16 protein-coding genes are annotated in these 19106 nt (G+C 35.5%); 12 read left to right on the forward strand and 4 right to left on the reverse strand.

Going from position 1 to position 19106, the window contains the following annotated elements; genetic code table 11:
- Positions 1-152: 152 nt before the first annotated feature.
- Positions 153-1550: a sugar porter family MFS transporter gene (locus DTK66_RS09535; protein ID WP_153930540.1), complete on the reverse strand. Its 1398-nt coding sequence runs from the start codon at positions 1548-1550 to the stop codon at positions 153-155.
- 271 nt (positions 1551-1821) lie between these two features.
- Here DTK66_RS09535 and DTK66_RS09540 point away from each other — a divergent pair, with 271 nt between their 5' ends.
- The 8 genes from DTK66_RS09540 (at position 1822) to xylB (ending at position 13326) form a co-directional block, all read left to right on the forward strand.
- Positions 1822-2739 carry an AraC family transcriptional regulator gene (locus DTK66_RS09540; protein WP_153930539.1) on the forward strand — a complete coding sequence of 306 codons (918 nt, stop codon included), beginning with the start codon at positions 1822-1824 and terminating at the stop codon, positions 2737-2739.
- Between the two features lie 147 nt (positions 2740-2886).
- Positions 2887-4305 (forward strand): MFS transporter, encoded by a 1419-nt coding sequence (locus tag DTK66_RS09545; RefSeq protein WP_191668511.1) that lies wholly within the window; start codon positions 2887-2889, stop codon positions 4303-4305.
- Positions 4306-4330: 25 nt separating this feature from the next.
- Complete coding sequence (locus DTK66_RS09550) at positions 4331-5881, forward strand: glycoside hydrolase family 43 protein (RefSeq protein ID WP_191668512.1); 1551 nt, start codon at positions 4331-4333, stop codon at positions 5879-5881.
- Positions 5871-7412, forward strand: a complete 1542-nt coding sequence (locus DTK66_RS09555) for a sialate O-acetylesterase (protein ID WP_191668513.1) — start codon at positions 5871-5873, stop codon at positions 7410-7412. Before DTK66_RS09550 ends, DTK66_RS09555 begins: the two co-directional genes overlap by 11 nt.
- A 13-nt stretch (positions 7413-7425) precedes the next feature.
- Positions 7426-9465 (forward strand): right-handed parallel beta-helix repeat-containing protein, encoded by a 2040-nt coding sequence (locus tag DTK66_RS09560; RefSeq protein ID WP_191668514.1) that lies wholly within the window; start codon positions 7426-7428, stop codon positions 9463-9465.
- Between the two features lie 17 nt (positions 9466-9482).
- Positions 9483-10088: a polysaccharide deacetylase family protein gene (locus tag DTK66_RS09565; RefSeq protein WP_191668515.1), complete on the forward strand. Its 606-nt coding sequence runs from the start codon at positions 9483-9485 to the stop codon at positions 10086-10088.
- 249 nt (positions 10089-10337) lie between these two features.
- Positions 10338-11687, forward strand: a complete 1350-nt coding sequence (gene xylA, locus DTK66_RS09570; protein WP_153930535.1) for a xylose isomerase — start codon at positions 10338-10340, stop codon at positions 11685-11687.
- Between the two features lie 130 nt (positions 11688-11817).
- The gene (gene xylB, locus DTK66_RS09575; protein WP_191668516.1) at positions 11818-13326 is read left to right on the forward strand and encodes a xylulokinase; all 1509 of its coding nucleotides are present in this window, start codon (positions 11818-11820) and stop codon (positions 13324-13326) included.
- A 47-nt stretch (positions 13327-13373) separates the two neighbouring features.
- Here the strand turns inward: xylB and DTK66_RS09580 are convergent, their stop codons facing one another.
- Positions 13374-14210, reverse strand: coding sequence for a DNA-binding domain-containing protein (locus DTK66_RS09580; RefSeq protein ID WP_191668517.1), 837 nt, complete (start codon positions 14208-14210; stop codon positions 13374-13376).
- Positions 14211-14464: 254 nt separating this feature from the next.
- On the opposite strand from DTK66_RS09580, the gene argF reads away from it, so the two are divergent.
- Entirely contained in the window at positions 14465-15472 is a 1008-nt protein-coding gene (gene argF, locus DTK66_RS09585; RefSeq protein ID WP_191668518.1) for an ornithine carbamoyltransferase, read from the forward strand.
- 16 nt (positions 15473-15488) lie between these two features.
- The gene (gene arcC / locus DTK66_RS09590; protein ID WP_191668519.1) at positions 15489-16421 is read left to right on the forward strand and encodes a carbamate kinase; all 933 of its coding nucleotides are present in this window, start codon (positions 15489-15491) and stop codon (positions 16419-16421) included.
- Between the two features lie 164 nt (positions 16422-16585).
- Here the strand turns inward: arcC and DTK66_RS09595 are convergent, their stop codons facing one another.
- Positions 16586-17494 carry a DMT family transporter gene (locus tag DTK66_RS09595; RefSeq protein ID WP_191668520.1) on the reverse strand — a complete coding sequence of 303 codons (909 nt, stop codon included), beginning with the start codon at positions 17492-17494 and terminating at the stop codon, positions 16586-16588.
- 72 nt (positions 17495-17566) lie between these two features.
- Complete coding sequence (locus tag DTK66_RS09600; protein WP_191668521.1) at positions 17567-18244, reverse strand: matrixin family metalloprotease; 678 nt, start codon at positions 18242-18244, stop codon at positions 17567-17569.
- A gap of 190 nt (positions 18245-18434) precedes the next feature.
- Between DTK66_RS09600 and DTK66_RS09605 the strand changes: the two genes are divergently transcribed.
- The gene (locus DTK66_RS09605; RefSeq protein WP_191668522.1) at positions 18435-18803 is read left to right on the forward strand and encodes a cupredoxin domain-containing protein; all 369 of its coding nucleotides are present in this window, start codon (positions 18435-18437) and stop codon (positions 18801-18803) included.
- The gene (locus DTK66_RS09610; RefSeq protein WP_153930448.1) at positions 18803-19090 is read left to right on the forward strand and encodes a cupredoxin domain-containing protein; all 288 of its coding nucleotides are present in this window, start codon (positions 18803-18805) and stop codon (positions 19088-19090) included. Before DTK66_RS09605 ends, DTK66_RS09610 begins: the two co-directional genes overlap by 1 nt.
- Positions 19091-19106 lie beyond the last annotated feature (16 nt).

A 19106-nucleotide genomic window follows, 5' to 3' on the forward strand; every position in this document is an offset into this window, starting at 1 on the left:
TGCTACAGCGCAGTACACAAAGGGACTCTAGCGTTCGGAAAATCCGAACACTAGAGTCCTCTTTGTGCTTGCGGGGGTTCCCTAAAGGCTAGCTTCGCGTCGAAAAACGAACTAGCAAGCTAGTTCTGTCTCACTCCCTAAATATTATAAGTTTAATTTTCTTTTTGTATGGTAGCAGTTTCGGAAGATGGATTCTTTTGTTTTTTAGTAGCTTGGTCACGCAGCCATTGTTCGATTGATTCAAGAGACTTACCTTGTGTTTCAAAGACTTTAGAGTGAACAAACCAAATAGCTAAAAGACAGAAGATTCCGTAGCCAATAAAGAGGGTACCTTTCCCGAAGAAACTGAGTAGTGGAGGGAAAGTTACTGAAACGATTGCATTGGCTGTCCAGTTAACGCCAGCGGCAAAGGAGTTACCGAGACCACGGATATTAAGTGGGAACATCTCACCAATCATAGTCCACATGATTGGTCCCCATGTACCAGAAAATGATGCAATATAGATAACCATTGAAATAACAGCAATATCAGCAGCAAATTTAGAATCGCTTGAGTACATCAATCCCCAGCACATAATAAAGAGGGTAATCCCCATGAGCCAACCACCAACAATTAACATCTTGCGTCGGCTTACTTTATTCATTAGGTAGATACCGATAAAAGTAACGATAACATTAAAGATACCAATCCAGATATGTGAGAGTAAGGCAAAATGAACACCGAAACCAGCATCAGTAAAAATCGTCGGTGCATAATACAGAACAGTATTACAACCCATTACTTGTTGGAATATAGCTAAACCGACGGCAGCAATTAATGCAGGACGAACCATTAAGCCGAATAGCTCTTTCCATCCACCAGAAACAATTTCAGCTTGTTTTTTGATTTTAGCAATATCACCGTTCACAACTTGCTCGTCATTATTATTCATTGTCATTAAAACTTCGCGAGCAATATGCTCTTTATCATTACGAACCAAGTACCGTGGAGATTCGGGTAAGATAAGGGCACCAATAAATAAAATTGCTGCAGGAATCGCTGCGAATCCTAACATCCAGCGCCAACCAGTATAAATTCCCTGAAGAGAATAATTAAGAATGTAAGCTAACAGTAAACCAGACATAATCATAAACTGAAACATCCCAGACATCATACCACGTTTAGCAACTGGTGCTAATTCTGCAAGGTAAGTGGGGATTAATGAGGAAGCAGCCCCAACTGCTAGTCCAAGGATAATTCGTGTAAAAATCAATGTCCAAAACTCAGGAGCTAATCCAGAACCTAATGCTCCGAAGAAAAATAAAACCGATGTTAATAACAATAATTTACGACGTCCAAAGCGGTCAGAGAAAGGTCCAATTGTAATTGCACCGATGATTGCACCGACAAGGACAGCTGAAACTACCCATCCTTGTTGCCATGAATTTAATGATAATTGCTTTTCAATAAAGAGGATTGCTCCTGAAATAGAACCAGTATCATAACCAAAGAGTAACCCGCCTAAAGCTGCAAAAAAATATATCCAACTTGATGATAATTTATGTTTCATGTCGAAGCTCCTAACTATAAATACAGACAGTGAAAAATATTGTAAGTTGGTTGTTTGTATTTAGTTAGTTTAATAAAATAACTAACTTCAATAAGAAGTTTAACATTATTTGTAAGCGCTGTCTAATAAAATCATATTTGTTCTAGTTTAAAATTTGAGCAATCAAAATCATAAAATGACAAAATAAAATCATAGAAAACGCTAACAAAATAATTCTTTGTGAGAGATAATAGACTTGTGAAGAAAATATCAAGGCCGGAAAGAGGTAATAATGTTGAAAAATTTTATATCTATTCCAACAATTGAATCTGGCTTGTATATGTTTGGTGGACATAAACATACCGTTAATGGGGGTTGGAGCTTTTTTGAACAAAAACATCAAGTATTTGAGGTAATGGTTGTTACTGACGGATCACAGCTAACTTCTATTCGTGATCAAGGTTCAATAACTTTAGGCCCTGGGGATGTGATTATTATCGCACCGGGAACCTTGCACACAAATAGTAATATAAGCAAAATAGCGCCAATGACTTATATGTGTTTACATTTTGACTTTGAAGATGTTCAGTTAAGGTCACAGATTATTAGTTTAATTAGTAATAAGTTAATTCCGGCAAATTCACAGTTAGCAAATGTATCTTATGATATGTTAAAAGAAATTATAAATTTATGTCGCGATAAAAAGCATACAAGTGATTTTAATGTTCAAGTTGAAATTGAAATTTTATTACTTCAATATTTAAAACAGGTTAACCTTTTGATTAAGAAAGAGTATAGTCATAATTCCTCTTTACCATTTTCAAATAAGGAAGCACAAATTAGTCGTGATTTAGTAATTGCTATTGAAAATCGGGTTAATAATGATGATGAAAAGCCTTCTTTTAACTTTAGCGATCTATGTAAGGAATTAGGAATTAGCAGCGGGTACGGACATCGTGTGTTTAAGAAAGTTTATGGCACAACTCCATTGCACTTTATTGATCGGGAGAAGTACAAAAAAGCACAACGACTTCTTGAATATTCAGGTAATTCTATTGAAGAAGTTGCGTATATGGTTGGTGCAGCTAATATTTCAATCTTCAGTAAACAATTTAAGAAATGGTCAGGATATTCGCCAAGTGAATTTCGTAAACAAATTATTAGAAAACGCTCGGTAAAATCAAAAAATAGGACAGGATATTTTGAATAATTAATTTTGAAATAGATCATAAATTGACAAATTTTTGTCAGCTTATGGTCTATTTTATTTTTATGAAAGCGGATACAATGAATTTGTATAGATAACAAACTAACTTACTTGAAAGCAAACTTAGAACAGATATTTTGGAGGGAAATTATGGATAATACATCATCTACACCTAAACATGACTTAGGTGTTAGTACAGCATCCGCACCTAAACACAAATTAACTTTTAGTGAAAAAACAGGTTATGGTATGGTCAATATGGCTGTTAACCTTATTTTTAATGTTGTAAGTACGTATTTATTGTTTTTCTATACTAATGTTTTTGGATTAAAACCAGCAGATTCAGCTTTTATGTTTTTAATAGTTAAACTTGTTGATGCGATTGGTAATCCATTATGGGGTACTTATGTTGATAAGCATACAACAAAATATGGTAAATATAGGGGTTATTTATTATACTTAGCAATTCCATATGCATTCTTTTCAATTATTACATTTATTACGCCAGATACCACATATGTATTAAAGCTTGCTTATGCTTATACAACATATGTATGTCTTTCATTGTTAAATGTTGGTTTATGTATTAATGGTGCGCTACCAGCTGCAATGACTCGTGATAGCGATGAAATTGCTGTCTTAAATTCATATAGTTTATTCTTTTCTAATACTGGTGGAGTTTTAGTTTCATTTTGTGTTCCGCTCTGTGTTACAGCAATCTCAGGTTCTTACTCAGGACCTAATTCACAAATTGGTTGGACTCTGACGATGGGAATCTTTGCTATTCTTGGATTGTTTGGGCTTTTATATGGTTTTAAGACGGTTCGAGAACATTATCACATGTCGTCAGAAGAAACATCTGAAGTCCAGATGAAGGATATTTTAGTACAAGCACGTGTAAACAAGCCATTTGTTCTGATTTTTATTTATATGGTTTTGGCATTTGTATTTATGACAATGGTAAATTCGGCTGGATCATATTATGTTACTTATAATATGGGGATGCCAAAAATGTTGAAATACTTTAATGTACTAGGTACTTTGCCTTCATTCCTTATTGTTCCTCTTATGCCTTGGATGAAAAAGAAGATGGGTCGAAAAGGTATGATGCATACATTTAGCATCATCTTAATTGCGGGACTAATGGTCATGTATCTTTGTGATCCACATAATGTAACGTTGATTATGCTTGGAAAATTATTAGCATCGTTAGGGATGATTGTAACAACTGGATATATGTGGTCATTTGTTCCAGAAATTACTAACTATGGTGAATGGAAAACTGGTAAACGTGAAAATGGAATAATTAGCTCAATATACCAATTTGCTGTTGCAGTTGGTATGGCAATTGGTGGTGTTATCCCAGGATATGTTCTTCAAATTGTTGGCTTTAATGCTAAATTAACAACTCAATCTGCTATGGCATTAAATGGAATTGGATTAATTATGTCGGTTATCCCATCAATTTTAATTGTTATTAGTATGATTGTTATGCAGATGTATCCAATTACTGATAAATTGATGGATCAAATGAATCAAGAAATTGATGCACGAAAAGCAAGTAAATAATTTTATTAACTAGGAAGTGTAATTTTTGAAACAAACAAAGCTTATAAATCCTATATTGCAAGGCTTTTATCCTGATCCATCCATATGCTCAGTTAATAATAAATTTTATCTGGTAAATTCAACATTTTCTTACTTCCCAGGAATTCCTATTTTCGAAAGCCAAGATTTAGTACATTGGCATCAAATAGGAAACGCAATTAATAGAAATAGTCAGATAAAATTAGATGGTAACGAAGATAATGAAGGAATTTACGCTCCAACTATTAGGTATTATAATGGCACATTTTATATTATTGCCGATCATGAAACAAAGAAAAATAAAAGTGGAATGTTTATAATAACTGCAAATAAGCCTGAGGGACCTTGGTCAGATCCTGTATATATAAAAGAAGCAGATGGAATTGATCCAAGTTTATTTATTGATAATGGGAAGTTTTATTTTGTAGCTACCCATTCTAACTCATCAGGTTCTAAATATTTTGGGGATAACGAAATATATTTGGCAGAGTTAGATCCTAAAAGTTTTCAGTTCATTAGTAAAAAATATCCGTTATGGCGTGGTGCATTACGAAATGTTGCTTGGCCTGAAGGACCTCATATATACAAACACAATATCTATTACTATTTAGTGATAGCAGAGGCAGGTACAGAATTTCATCATGCAATAACAGTTGCAAGAAGTAGGAATATAAAAGGACCTTATGAGGGGTGTCCGAACAATCCAATAATGACCCATCGCTTTTTAGGTGTAGATTATCCTATTAAAAATGTTGGTCATGCTGATTTTGTGGAAACCTCGCTTGGAGAATGGTACTTTGTATGTTTAGCAAGTAGACAAATAGGAGGTTACGTGATAACTGGACGTGAAACTTTTTTAGGCAAAATTAAATGGGAAAATGATTGGCCAGTATTAAATCCAGGTTATGGAATCTTAAAACGTAAGGACATAATTAATTTAGAACCTAGATATTATCCTACAAAGCCAAATGAAGTACGGTCTATCAAAGAGGATCCTAAATTTGTATATATAAAGAACCCTAATTTAAGACATTATTGGTATAGAAACAAAAAACTTCAGCTAATTGGATCTGATAATTCAATTACTGGAAAAAATTCGCCAACGTTTATAGGAATTCGTGAAAGTTCTACCAATAATTATTTTACAGTAACTTTTAATAATTTAATTGAGCATAATGGAGAATTCGGTATTGTATATTATCAAAACAATCAACATTTTATTGCTTTTACAATTATTGAAAATAAAAACGGGCGAAAATTAAAAGTTGAATCTAAGAAGAAAAATGCTAGCAAAGTATTATGGATAAATGATATTAAAGATAACATTAAAGCTCTAAAAGTTAAGCAATCAGGATTATATTTAAAATTTGCTTACAAAGTTGAGGATAACTTTAGATGGATTGATTGTATTGCTTCCGCAACAAATTTAAGCACAGAAGTGGCTGGTGGATTTTTAGGTACTGTATGTGGAGTCTATCTGTATGGGAAAAATAATTCAGTAGATATTATAAAAATTGAAACAAGTAATAACTATGAGGAGAAGATAGATGATGATTAAACTGCCTGAAATTTTTCAAGATGGAATGGTTTTACAGCAAAATAAACCAATAAAAATTTGGGGATATACTGATATAAAAAAGCCATTACAAGTACAATTAGATGATCTTAAACCACAAAGTATAGGAATTTTTAGTGATGGAGATTTTTTAGTTGAATTACCAGCTCAACAAGCTAGTAACGGTTCGTTGCTAAAATTTATATCAGATGGAAAGGTAGTAAGGACACTAAGCGTAAAAATTGGAGAAGTATGGCTTATAGCCGGCCAATCTAATATGGATTTCAATTTGAAATATGATAGAGATTACCAACAAAATCGTCAAAAAGTTTTATCTTTAATACGCAAGGAAACTAATCTAAGTTTTTATCAAGTTCCACAACGGGTTGTTTCAACTGACCAAGCAACAGGAGGGTCGTGGGAGCCAATAACAGAAAATAATGCTGAAACTTTTTCAGCAATTGGTTATTATTTTGGCCTTAAATTATCTAATGTTAAAAGCAATATTCCGATTGGTCTTGTATGGATGTCTTATGGTGGAACTACAGCATCAACATGGACTTCAAAGCAGGCACTTGAATCTGATCCTATTTTGAAAAAGACTTATATTGATTCTTATCATCATATATTAGCAACAAGAGCACCTGAAGCATATGAAGGGTTTCTTAAGATGGTAAATGCTCAAGCAAATAATCCTGAAAATGAACCTTTTTGGGATAATGTTTTAGCTGGTAAAGTAAGTCACGATGAATTGGTACAAGCCTATTTTAATCATCATGAGTTATTTGTGGATTATGTATTGGGCCCAAATTCTGAAAATAGGCCCCATGGACTTTTTGACACAATGGTTTCCAAGATTATTGGCTATCGTTTTAGAGGTTGTCTTTGGTATCAAGGAGAGTCGGATGACCAACATGCAGGAATATATGACCATTTATTAACTGCACTCATAAAAGATTGGTGGAATCGATGGAATGATCATTTTCCGTTTTTAATTATGCAAGTAGCGCCATTTGAAGATTGGTTTGGAAATTTTAATGGGACATTCTATCCTGAAATTCGTACGAAACAGAGTGAAGTTACTGATATGTTACCTGGTGTTTATTTAACCAATGTAATGGATGATGGGATGAAATATGATATCCATCCTAAGAATAAAAAATTACCAGCAGAACGTTTTTATAAATTAGCATTATCAAAAGTATACAAAAGCTTTAATAATGGTGAATCTCCTAAAGTAATAAGTGTCGTTTTGAACGACAAAAAGTTAAAGATAACCTTTAACAATTGTAAAAAGCTAATTAAAAATAATGAGCTTAGCACAATATTAGCGATTAAAAGAAATGGTATTCCTTTAGAATTTAATGATATTAAAATTGTTGATAATACCCTACAAATCAAATTACCAAATCGTTTGACTGATTCACAATATTTAGAAATAGATTATCAACAGCAAGATTATAGCCACGCAGGCTTGTTTAACGAAAATAGTATACCAGTTACTCCATTTGTAAAATATATATCTAATAATTAAGGAGATGTCTAGTATGAATATATATGTGGATAAAAATGCATTAATTGATGGCAATGGGACGAAAGGGCATCCATTTAAGACAATTCAATCAGCAGCAAATATTGCTCGGGCAGGGGACACAGTATTAGTAGCCCCTGGAGTTTATCGCGAAAATGTAAATCCAAAACATGCCGGAAATGCAAATGCACAAATTACTTATAAATCAATTGAAAATTTAGGCGCTGTTATTACTGGAGCTGAGCGTGTAACTAGTTGGGAAAAGGTGAAGGATAACGTTTGGAAAGTAATTATCCCTAATAGTATTTTTGGCAATTATAACCCATATACAACTAAGGTCTATGGTGACTGGTTTGACGCACGAATTGTTGCCCACACAGGTGAAGTTTATTTAAATAATAAAGCACTGTATGAAGTAAACACGCTTGATGAAGTAAAAAAACCAATTCGTAATGAGAAATCATGGTATCCAGATGACACTGTGTACACATGGTTTACTGAACAAGATGATAAAAACAATGAAACAATCATTTATGCTAATTTCCAAGGAAATAATCCTAATGAAGAAAATGTTGAAATTAACGTTCGTGAAAATTGCTTTTATCCACAAGCAGAAGGTATAGGTTATATCACATTGTCTGGATTTGGTTTAACGAAAGCAGCAACACAATGGGCTCCGCCAACAGCATATCAAGAAGGAATGGTAGGACCACATTGGTCAAAAGGATGGATCATTGAAAAATGTGATATTTCCCATTCTAAATGTTCAGGAATTTCTCTCGGTAAATATCTTCAACCTAACAATGATAATAAGTGGTCAAAGTGGAAATATAAGGATGGTACACAAACTGAAAGAGATGTTATTTGTCAAGCATCATATGATGGCTGGGATAAGGAACATATCGGATCACATATTATTCGGCAAAATCATATCCACGATTGTGGACAAACAGGAATAGTTGGTCATTTGGGCGGTGTATTCTCATTAATTGAAGATAACGACATTCATGATATTAATGTTCGACAAAATCTTGCAGGTGCTGAAATTGGTGGAATTAAAATGCACGCAGCAATTGATGTAACTTATCGCCATAATCACATTCACCATTGTACTCGAGGATTATGGCTCGATTGGCAGGCGCAAGGAACTCGAGTTACACAAAATATATTTGATCATAACAGTTTGCCAAATGACTTTAAGGTCACTAAGGATAATGTTGGAGATATTTTATCTGGTCTTGGAGAAGATATGTGGATTGAGGTATCCCATGGACCTACATTGATTGATAATAATCTTTTATTATCTGACCGTTCAGTTCGACTAGCCGCACAAGGTGTTGCTTTTGTGCATAACTTAATTGCAGGAAGCTTTACAGCTACTGGGAGAGGAACAGATAATAATTCGGTTAATTTACCTTCTAACCGTTTTACTCCTTACCATGAAATTCACGGTACAAAAGTAATGGGCTTTATGACAATCCAACACGGTGATAACAAGTTTTATAATAATGTTTTCGTACAACAAAAGTTACGTCCGGAAATGCAAAAATTAGCTGATATTAAAAAGAATGAGCCAGATGATTGGGATGATTATAACTTTACAGTGGGTACTAAACCGTTTGATGGATACCCAACGTTTGAAGAATGGAAGAAACAATTTGATGGTTATTGTGGGATATATGCTCCAAATAGTGACCATTATTATAATCATTTACCAATCTGGACAGGAGGTAATGTTTACTTTAATGGGGCTCAACCATGTGATTCAGAAAAAGACTCAATTATTTCTGATAAAGAAGTATATCTAAAACTTGAACAAATGGATAAAGGCTTAGTCCTGAAGACTAATCTCTTCAACGCTCTTCCTAAAAAGACCGATGGTGTTATTTCAACTGATACTATTGAAATGGCATTTGAACCTGAAGAGAAGTATGAAAATCCTGATGGTACGGCAATTGTATTTAATACTGATTTCTTTGGTACACATCGCGAAGGAGTGAAAGTGACAGCTGGACCATTTACAGACGAAGAAGAAATAGGAGAAAAGTTATTCTAGAAAAAGAGATGTGAATATTGAAGAAAATAGCATTAACTTTTGATGATGGACCTTGGGAAGCAACTACGCCACATGTTTTAGATGTTTTAGAAAAATATAATATTCCTGCAACATTTATGATTTGGGGAGAACATGCGAAAAAATATCCAGAAATATTGAAACGTGAAGCTGAAAATTCACTTTTTACAATTGGGAATCATACGTACTCTCATATTGACTTAACAAAAGTCAATTCTAACAGGGTACAATTAGAGTTAAAAAAAGATGATGAGATAATCAGAAACATTACTGGAGACTTTCCTGAGGTAATTAGACCACCATTCGGAGCTATTAATAATAACATTTTGCCTTATCTAACTCGCCCAGCAATAATATGGTCTTTAGATACTAAGAGCTGGGATCATCATGATAAAAAGAAGGTATTATTAAATATAACAAAGGCCGTGGATGGAGATATTATATTAATGCATGATTTTCAATTAGCTGATTCGGAAGCTATTGAAAATGTTATTAGTTTTCTCTTGGAGAATGAATTTGAAATTTTATCATTACAAGATTTGGTAGGGAAAAAGCAGTTTAGTAAAGCTAAAGTAATTTATAGTGCTAATAAAATAATTGAATAAATATCACTCAAAAGCTCATCATAGTTAGGTTTACCTAGTTATGATGAGCTTTTCTGCTTAAGCATTTTTGGTGTTTATTTTTATTTAATTGTTTATATAACATACAAACTACTAATTGAAATAGGCCCTATATAATAATTGTTTTTATACAAATATCAAAGAAAGGGTTTACAAAACTGCTTTAAAGGTATATATTAAGAATTGTAAGTTAGTTGTTTATACAAACTAAATGAATGGGAGGCCGTAAATATGGCTGATTTATGGAAAGATATTAATAAGATTAAATATGAGGGACCACATAAAAGTATTAAGTCTGGGTTGTTCTATCAGTACTACAATCCTGAAGAAGTTATTTTAGGAAAGAAAATGAAAGATTGGCTCCGCTTTTCGGTTGCTTATTGGCACACCTTTGATCAGCGTTTAGTTGATCCATTTGGTGATGGAACAGCACAACGGCCATATGACAAGTACAGTGACCCAATGGATTGTGCTTTAGCAAAAGTTGATTATGCATTTGAATTCTACAACAAGCTTGGCGTTGACTTCCTTTGTTTCCATGATCGGGACTTAGCTCCAGAAGGTGATACGCTTCGTGAAACTAATAAGAACTTGGATAAAGTAGTTGATAAGATTGTTGAATATCAAAAAGCAACTGGAATGAAAGTTCTTTGGAATACTTCAAATCTCTTTACTAATCCTCGTTTCTTGGAAGGTGCAGGAACATCTCCATCGGCCGAAATTTATGCTTATGCTGCTGCTCAATTAAAGCACAGCCTTGAAGTTGGTAAGCGTGTTGGATCGGAGAACTATGTATTCTGGGGTGGTCGTGAAGGTTACGAATCATTATGGAACACTGATATGAAGCGTGAACAATCACACATCGCTAAGTTCTTCCATATGGCTAAGGACTATGCCAACGAGATTGGCTTTGATGCTCAAATGCTTCTTGAACCAAAACCAAAGGAACCAACTACTCATCAATATGATTTTGATGCTGCAACAACCATCAACTTTATGCGGGAATACGGTCTTGATAAAGATTTCAAACTTAACCTTGAAGGCAATCATGCAAACTTAGCTGGTCACACTTACCAACATGAAATTCGGGTTGCTCGTGAAGCTGGTCTTCTCGGCTCACTTGATGCTAATCAGGGAGACAAGTTAATTGGTTGGGACATTGATGAATACCCATCAAACTTGTACGAAACTACTGGTGCAATGTGGGAAGTTATTGAAAATGGTAGCATTGGACCTCGTGGTGGCTTGAACTTTGATGCTAAGCCACGGCGAACATCATTTAAACCTGTTGATCTCTTCTATGGTCATATTGTTGGAATGGATAGCTTTGCCGCTGGTCTTCGTGTTGCTGCTGCTATGAAGGAAGACGGCTTCTTAGATGACATTATTAAGGAACGTTACTCAACTTGGGATAAAGGTCTTGGTAAGAGTATTGAAGATGGTAACGAAAACTTCACTAGTCTTGAAGAAAAAGTTATCGATACTCCACAAAGTGAATTGTTAGCAGCTACTCACTCAGACCATCTTGAAGAAATTAAGGACACAATTAACCACTACATGATTGAAACGCTTGCTAAGTAAACATCTCCTATCAATCCATAAAATTAAAACTAGCAGGCAGTCATGCAAGATGGTAAAAGTCATATAATAAAAGGGCCGAGGCAATCAACTTTGCCCCGACCCTTTTTACATCAGAAGGGAATGAAAAAAGATGAATGAGTATGTAATTGGTGTCGACCTTGGAACAAGTGCGGTTAAGGTTTCAGCGATGGATCATGATGGTAAAATTGTAGCCCAGCAAAGTTATGGTTATGATCTTCACCAGCCGCACCCTGGCTACAGCGAACAAGACCCACGCGATTGGCTTTATGGAACGACGATTGCAATTGATCGGTTGATTTTACGAGATGGACTAAAAGCTGAGGAAATTAAAGGAATCTCATTTTCGGGACAAATGCACGGTTTGGTATTATTAGATGCAGACGGGCAAGTATTACGTCCAGCAATGCTATGGAATGATACTCGAACGACTAAACAATGTGAAGAAATTAAAGAAAAAATGGGCGAAAAGTTTATCGATATTACTGGTAATCGTGCTTTAGAAGGTTTTACACTGCCCAAACTTCTTTGGGTAAAAGAGAATGAACCAGAAATATGGGCAAAAGCAAAAAGTTTCTTGTTGCCGAAAGACTATGTTCGCTATGTAATGACAGGTAAACAAGCAATTGATTATTCTGATGCAACTGGAACAGTCTTATTTGATATTAAAAAGAATACTTGGAGTAAAGAAATCTGTGATGAATTTGGCATTCCTATGTCGATGTGCCCACCATTAATTCGTTCAATTGATGAAGCGGGGACGGTTACTGATTCGTATGCAATGTTTTCAGGATTAAAGACCACCACCAAAGTTTTTGGCGGCGGTGGTGATAATGCTTGTGGAGCTGTTGGAGCTGGCATCTTAAAACCAAATATGGTGATGAGCAGCATCGGTACCTCAGGCGTAATCTTAAAGTATGAACCAGATGCAAATGTTAATTATCATGGAGCTTTGCAATATGAATGTCATGCAATTCCTGATACTTACTATTCAATGGGGGTTACGCTAGCTGCGGGGCATTCGTTAAATTGGTTTAAGCATACTTTTGTTAAAGATGAGGATTTCACAGCAATGGTTAATAAGGCAGCTGAACGGCCATTAGGAGCTAATGGGTTGATATTTACGCCATACCTTGTCGGTGAGCGGACACCATACGCTGACGCTGATGTTCGGGGGAGCTTTATCGGTGTTGACAGTATGCAAAATAAGTATGATTTTGTGCGAGCGGTAATTGAGGGAATCACATTTAGTTTTCGTGATATCTTGAAGATTTATGATCAACATGGTCAAGATTTTGATACGGTTGTTGCTATCGGGGGAGGAGCTAAAAGTGCTTTCTGGTTACAACTACAGGCTAATATCTTTAATAAAAAGGTAGTGTCCCTGACTAATGAACAAGGTCCTGGTCTCGGTGCTGCAATGTTAGCTGCAGTAGGGCTGGGATGGTTTGATTCACTTCAAGCTTGTGCAAAGAAATTTGTTCATTTTGGTAAGGCATATGAACCGCAGTCTGAAATAGTAAAGAAGTATGATGAATTGTACAAAATTTATCATCGTATTTATGACCAAACTAAAGATCTTAGTCACGATATTATGAAATTACGAAATAGTTGGGATTAATAAAAACTCCTTGTTGGTATAACTATGGTACCAGCAAGGAGTTTTATTTATATTTCTTGGATTAATCCATTGAAAAAGTGCTTTAAGGATACTTGACCGCCGCTTTTTTTGTCGCCTTTAATAAAGCTCATTTCATTATGGGCGTTTTTGTATTCATATAAGTTATTTGCATATTCAAGAATAATATCATTTTCTGGATAATCCATGCACATATGCGCAAGGTTATTAAGTCCAGCTTTAATATCACGTCGAATCCGTTGAAAGATAATTTTCTTACCGTGGCTATCACATTGAAAAAGCCTTTCAAAACTGACTTGGTCAAAATTGATTTCGCGTTCAATCATCATGTTTATAACCTTAGTGATATCAGATGCTCCATTTCCGGCAGTAATACCAAGAAAGCGTAGAATTGACTGTGCTTGTTCTTTCTTTTTATTTTTTCCGCTGATTGTGACAGTGTTGTTATTAGTCGCTGCTCCGCTGACAAGGTCAAGAACTTGTAAAAGGCGGTTTGACATATTAATATTCTGTGCTGCTAGTTTAATAACTGTTTTAACTTCTGCAATATTTAAGGGCTTTTCGATGAAAAAGTCAATCCCATGTTGGTAGGCGCTTGTTTTTACTGATGGGAGAATCGCCTGGGCAGTCATAATAAAGTGCGGGTAGTGATGGCTGTCTTGAATCTTTTGAATCAGACTAACGCCATCCATTTGTGGCATTGCATAGTCAACAAACATAATGTCGATTCCTAACCGCATGGCGTCATCATAGGCCTGTTGGGGATTTGAGGTCGTACCAACAACCGTATTATTGAAATCGTTTTCGATAATATTGGATAATAAATGAATAATTTTGCTGTCATTATCTATAATATAAAAATTCATGTATTTTCACCGTTTTTCTGATGTTTTTTGAAGTATTTTGAAATCTAATTTTATTTTACTATTTGTGAAAAAGATATACAATGAGCTTATTATATTACAAATTTGGTAGTGTTTACGCTTACATCATTGTGAATAAAGGGATGCATAACTAAGTTTTATGCAAAAATCTCTTGAAATTTAGTGAAGAAAAATGAAGTATTTTGAAACCTTCGCCTATTATAGTAACTGTATTAAGACCTTAGGAGGAAATAAAAATGGCTTTTAATTTACGTAATCGTAGTTTCTTAACTCTTGCAGATTTTAACACTCGGGAAATGGAATACATGCTTGATCTTGCTGAAGATTTAAAGAAGGCTAAGTATGCTGGATATGAAGGCAAGAACCTTGAAGGTAAGAACATTGCTTTGATTTTTGAAAAGAGTTCTACCCGTACGCGTTGTTCATTTGAAGTTGGTGCTAAGGATGAAGGAGCTCATGTAACTTACCTTGGCCCATCAGGTTCCCACATCGGTCACAAAGAATCTGTTAAGGATACTGCTCGTGTTCTTGGTGGAATGTTCGATGGTATTGAATATCGTGGATTCTCCCAACGTAATGTTGAAATTTTAGCTAAGTACTCAGGTGTCCCAGTTTGGAATGGTTTAACTGACGAAGACCACCCAACTCAAGTACTTGCCGACTTCTTAACTGCTCACGAAGTATTAAAGAAGCCATACCAAGACATCAAGTTTGCTTTTGTCGGTGATGGTCAAGATAACGTATCTAACGCTTTAATGCTTGGTGCTGCTGTAATGGGAATGGAATACCACGTTGTAACCCCTAAGGAATTGGAACCAACTAAGGAAACCTTAGATAAGGCTAATGAAATTGCAGCTAAGACTGGTGCAAAGATTATTGTTACAAATGACATCAAAGAAGGTGTCAAAGGCATGGATGTAATCTATGCTGATGTTTGGGTATCAATGGGTGAATCCGATGATATGTGGGAAAAGCGGATTAACCTCCTTAAGCCTTACCAAGTAACAATGGATGTGATGAAGGCTACTGAAAACCCTAACGTATTATTTGAACACTGTCTTCCAGCATTCCACAACCTCGATACTGAAGTTGGTAAGGAAATCGAAAAGAAGTTTGGCTTAAAGGAAATGGAAGTTACTGACGAAGTATTCGAAAGTGATCACTCTGTTGTATTCCGTGAAGCTGAGAACCGGATGCATACTATCAAAGCGGTAATGGTTGCTACATTAGGTGAACAAAACTAATTAGGAGGCATTTACTATGGCTAAAGTAGTAGTTGCTTTAGGTGGAAATGCTCTTGGTAAGTCGCCTGAAGAACAATTAAAGTTAGTAAAGAACACTGCTTCATCATTGATTGGTTTAATTGCTGCTGGGAATCAAGTAGTTATCAGTCATGGTAACGGTCCTCAAGTTGGTGCAATTAACCTCGGAATGAATTTTGCGGCTGAACACGGTAAGACTGCAGCTTTTCCATTCCCTGAATGTGGTGCTATGAGTCAAGGATATATTGGCTACCACTTACAACAAAGTTTAGAAAACGAATTACATCGTCGTTGGATGAATAAGAGTGTAGCAACGATTGTTACCCAAATTGCAGTTGACCCTGATGATCCGGCATTTAATAATCCTTCAAAGCCAGTCGGTGACTTCTATTCTAAAGAACAAGCTGACGAAATTGCTAAAGAGAAGGGTTACACATTTAAAGAAGATGCTGGTCGAGGATATCGACAAGTAGTTCCTTCACCACTACCAATGAAGATTATGGAACTTGATAGCATTAAGACATTGATTGATGCTGATAAGTTAGTTATTGCTGGTGGCGGTGGCGGTGTACCCGTTGTTATCACTGATGAAGGGCTTAAAGGCGTGCCAGCTGTTATTGATAAAGATCGGTCAAGTGCCTTATTAGCTGCCAATATTGATGCTGATAAGTTGATTATTTTGACGGCTGTTGACCATGTTTATATTAATTATGGCAAGCCAGACGAAAAGGCTTTGAAGACATTAAATGTTGCCGAAGCACATAAGTATATGGATGAAGATCAATTTGCTGCTGGTAGTATGTTACCAAAGATTGAAGCATGTCTTTCCTTTGTAAAGGGACACCCAGAACGTGAAGCATTAATCACTTCACTTGATGGCTTAGATGATGCTCTTGCCGGCAAGGTTGGTACTGTCATTCGTGATAATTAAATAGAAAAAAGGTTGGTGACATTAGTTTTTCACCAGCCTTTTTGATTTTAAATGTTACAAAGTTTGATTACGGAAAATAACTATTAGGCTCGCGGGTAAGTATGGACGTAATCTGCCTTTCCTGTGCCAATCATCATTCTCGCTTAGTCAATTGTCTTGCTAATTTATTCTTTAACTTTTTGGGGAATTCGAATGTTTATTGCTAACACGGCAATAATAACTAGAATTGACCCGATAATATCAGCACCAGTCATTTGTAAATGAAATACTAATACTGAACCAATTGTAGCTGACAGCGGTTCAAATGCATCCATTAAACTAAAGGTAGTTGCATCGATATATTTTAGTGAGTTATTGGCAAGTTGAAAGGGGATTAAAGTTCCGACAACAAGGATTCCTAATGAGTAGAGCCATACGGAAGGAATATTTGGAACATGCGGTTGGGATGGGTGGATAAGCAATAGTGTGATTCCAGCGAATAATAATCCCCAACCAGTAATAATTAATGAAGGAATGCGTCCTTCGCGAAGAATATTTTGTGGAATTAAGGTATTAGTTGCGACCCCGATTGCAGATATTAACCCCCAAATAAGAACACTAAGCGTCATTGCTAAGTGGTTAAATTGTCCGTGAGTAGCAATAGTGAATACGCCAATAAATGCAATTATAGCACTGATTATTTCGATACGTCGTGGCGGGATATGCCGAAATACTGCTTGATAGGCGATGATAAAAAACGGACCGATAAATTGTAAGATTGTAGCGATAGATGCATTTCCATATTGCACAGCCATGAAATATGCATATTGAACAGGAACTAGTCCAAAGACTCCGTAAGCAAAGATAATCCATGCAGAGTGTAGGTCCTTAAAAATCCGAAAAGGGTGTTCCCCGCGAACCTGACTTAACAGGATAAGGAGAATTCCTGCCGAAATCATCCGTACTTGGGTAACCCACATAGAAGTAATTGAGCTGCTTACATTAAAAAGGGCCTTTGCAAAAAGCCCTGAAATACCCCAAAAAGTACAAGCAGTAATAATCATTGCTGTACCTAAAACCTTTTTATTTGTCATAAAACTACTCTTTCCAATTAGATTTTATCTTTAATTCTACTATACCAATTTCTTGTAGAGAGAGTAAAGGCTTTATTCTTTAACTGTTTGATCGTTTTCATTTTGTGATGCTGGGGGCTGAGGTGTGCGCGCGTACAATGCCTTTACGTCCTGAATGTCTAATGGTTGAATAGGGTAATAGGATCCAGCTGGCTGCATTACAGAAGTTTTATTGGTATGTTGTAGACCAATCGCATGGCCTAGCTCATGTTCAGCTGTATTAACAATTCGTTGTTGTGAATAACCGAATGCAGGATTAAGCAAGTAGTAAGAGTTTAGGTTAATAGTCGCGTGGAGGTAATACCCTGTTGCAGAGTTCATGCTTGTATTAGTTAGTCCAGCGGCACCGTTGTTGGGGTCGTTTACTGCTGAAACAATAATATTAGCGTCCTTTTTATTAGTTACTCGTTTAAAATTAAAAGCTCCGGTATTATTCCATTGTGAAATTGCAGTTTCCGTGGCACTTTTTAATACAGTGTTACTTATATCGATATAAATAGTTGCAGAATTTTGTTGCCATCGTGCGTCAGTAGGAACATCTTGATTGGTTTGTTGATCTGCATTTTGATTTACGGGAGCTGTAAGTTCCTTACCGGTTATTTTACGAAACCAGGATTGGGTAAATACTTGAATATCATGGATAATAATATTAGTTTGTTCTTGGAATCGTGAACTATTTTGGTAAGCATAAATAATACTGCCAAATAGCATGAAATAAAATAAGATTAAAATAAATCGTGATCTTTTAATTAGTACCACCCCCTAATACACAAATTTTAATTAAAAAGAGGGGAAACGTCCATTAATTAAGGTTATTTACTCTATCGTTGACAAATGTAAACAAGAATTATAAACTTGAACTGTAGTATAGTTTACGTTTGTAGATAAAAGGAGGGGCAAGATGAGAATTATTGTTATTATTATTGCAATAATTTTAATTGCTTTTATTCTATGGTGGTTTTTTGGTAAACACACAGAGGTAACCGGCACATCAACAGTTATTAATGATGAACAGACGGCAACGATTGTGGTGAATGGTGGATATTCGCCATCAACCGTTGTCTTGAAAAAAGGAATCCCTGCCCAAGTAAATTTTGATATGCGTGATTCGACAGCTTGTTTATCGCATGTTGTCTTTGAACAATTAGGGATTAATAAGGATTTGACAAAGCAGAAGATTACAACGATAAATATTCCGACAAATAAGGCGCAAACCTTTAATTTTGCGTGCGGAATGGATATGTTTCATGGAAAGGTGGTTGTAAAATAATGAGTATTTTTTCAAAAAATCAAACAAAAAAGGTTGTTGTTAATGCAGATAATCATGGGTATAAGCCAGCCACTGTTACTTTTAAAGTGGGAAAGCCTGCACAATTAAAATTTATCCCATCAAATAATATGGGATGCATGAATGAGGTAGTTTTTAAGGACCTTGGCGTAGATGAAAAACTTGATGGGAAGAGTGAAGTGATAATTAACATTCCGACCGATAAGCCAGCAACGTTTAATTATGCGTGTGGAATGGATATGTTTCACGGAAAGGTTGTTGTGAAGTGACAAAACTTTCAAATAT

The sequence above is a fragment of the Limosilactobacillus walteri genome (assembly GCF_014830205.1).
Lineage (GTDB): Bacteria > Bacillota > Bacilli > Lactobacillales > Lactobacillaceae > Limosilactobacillus > Limosilactobacillus walteri.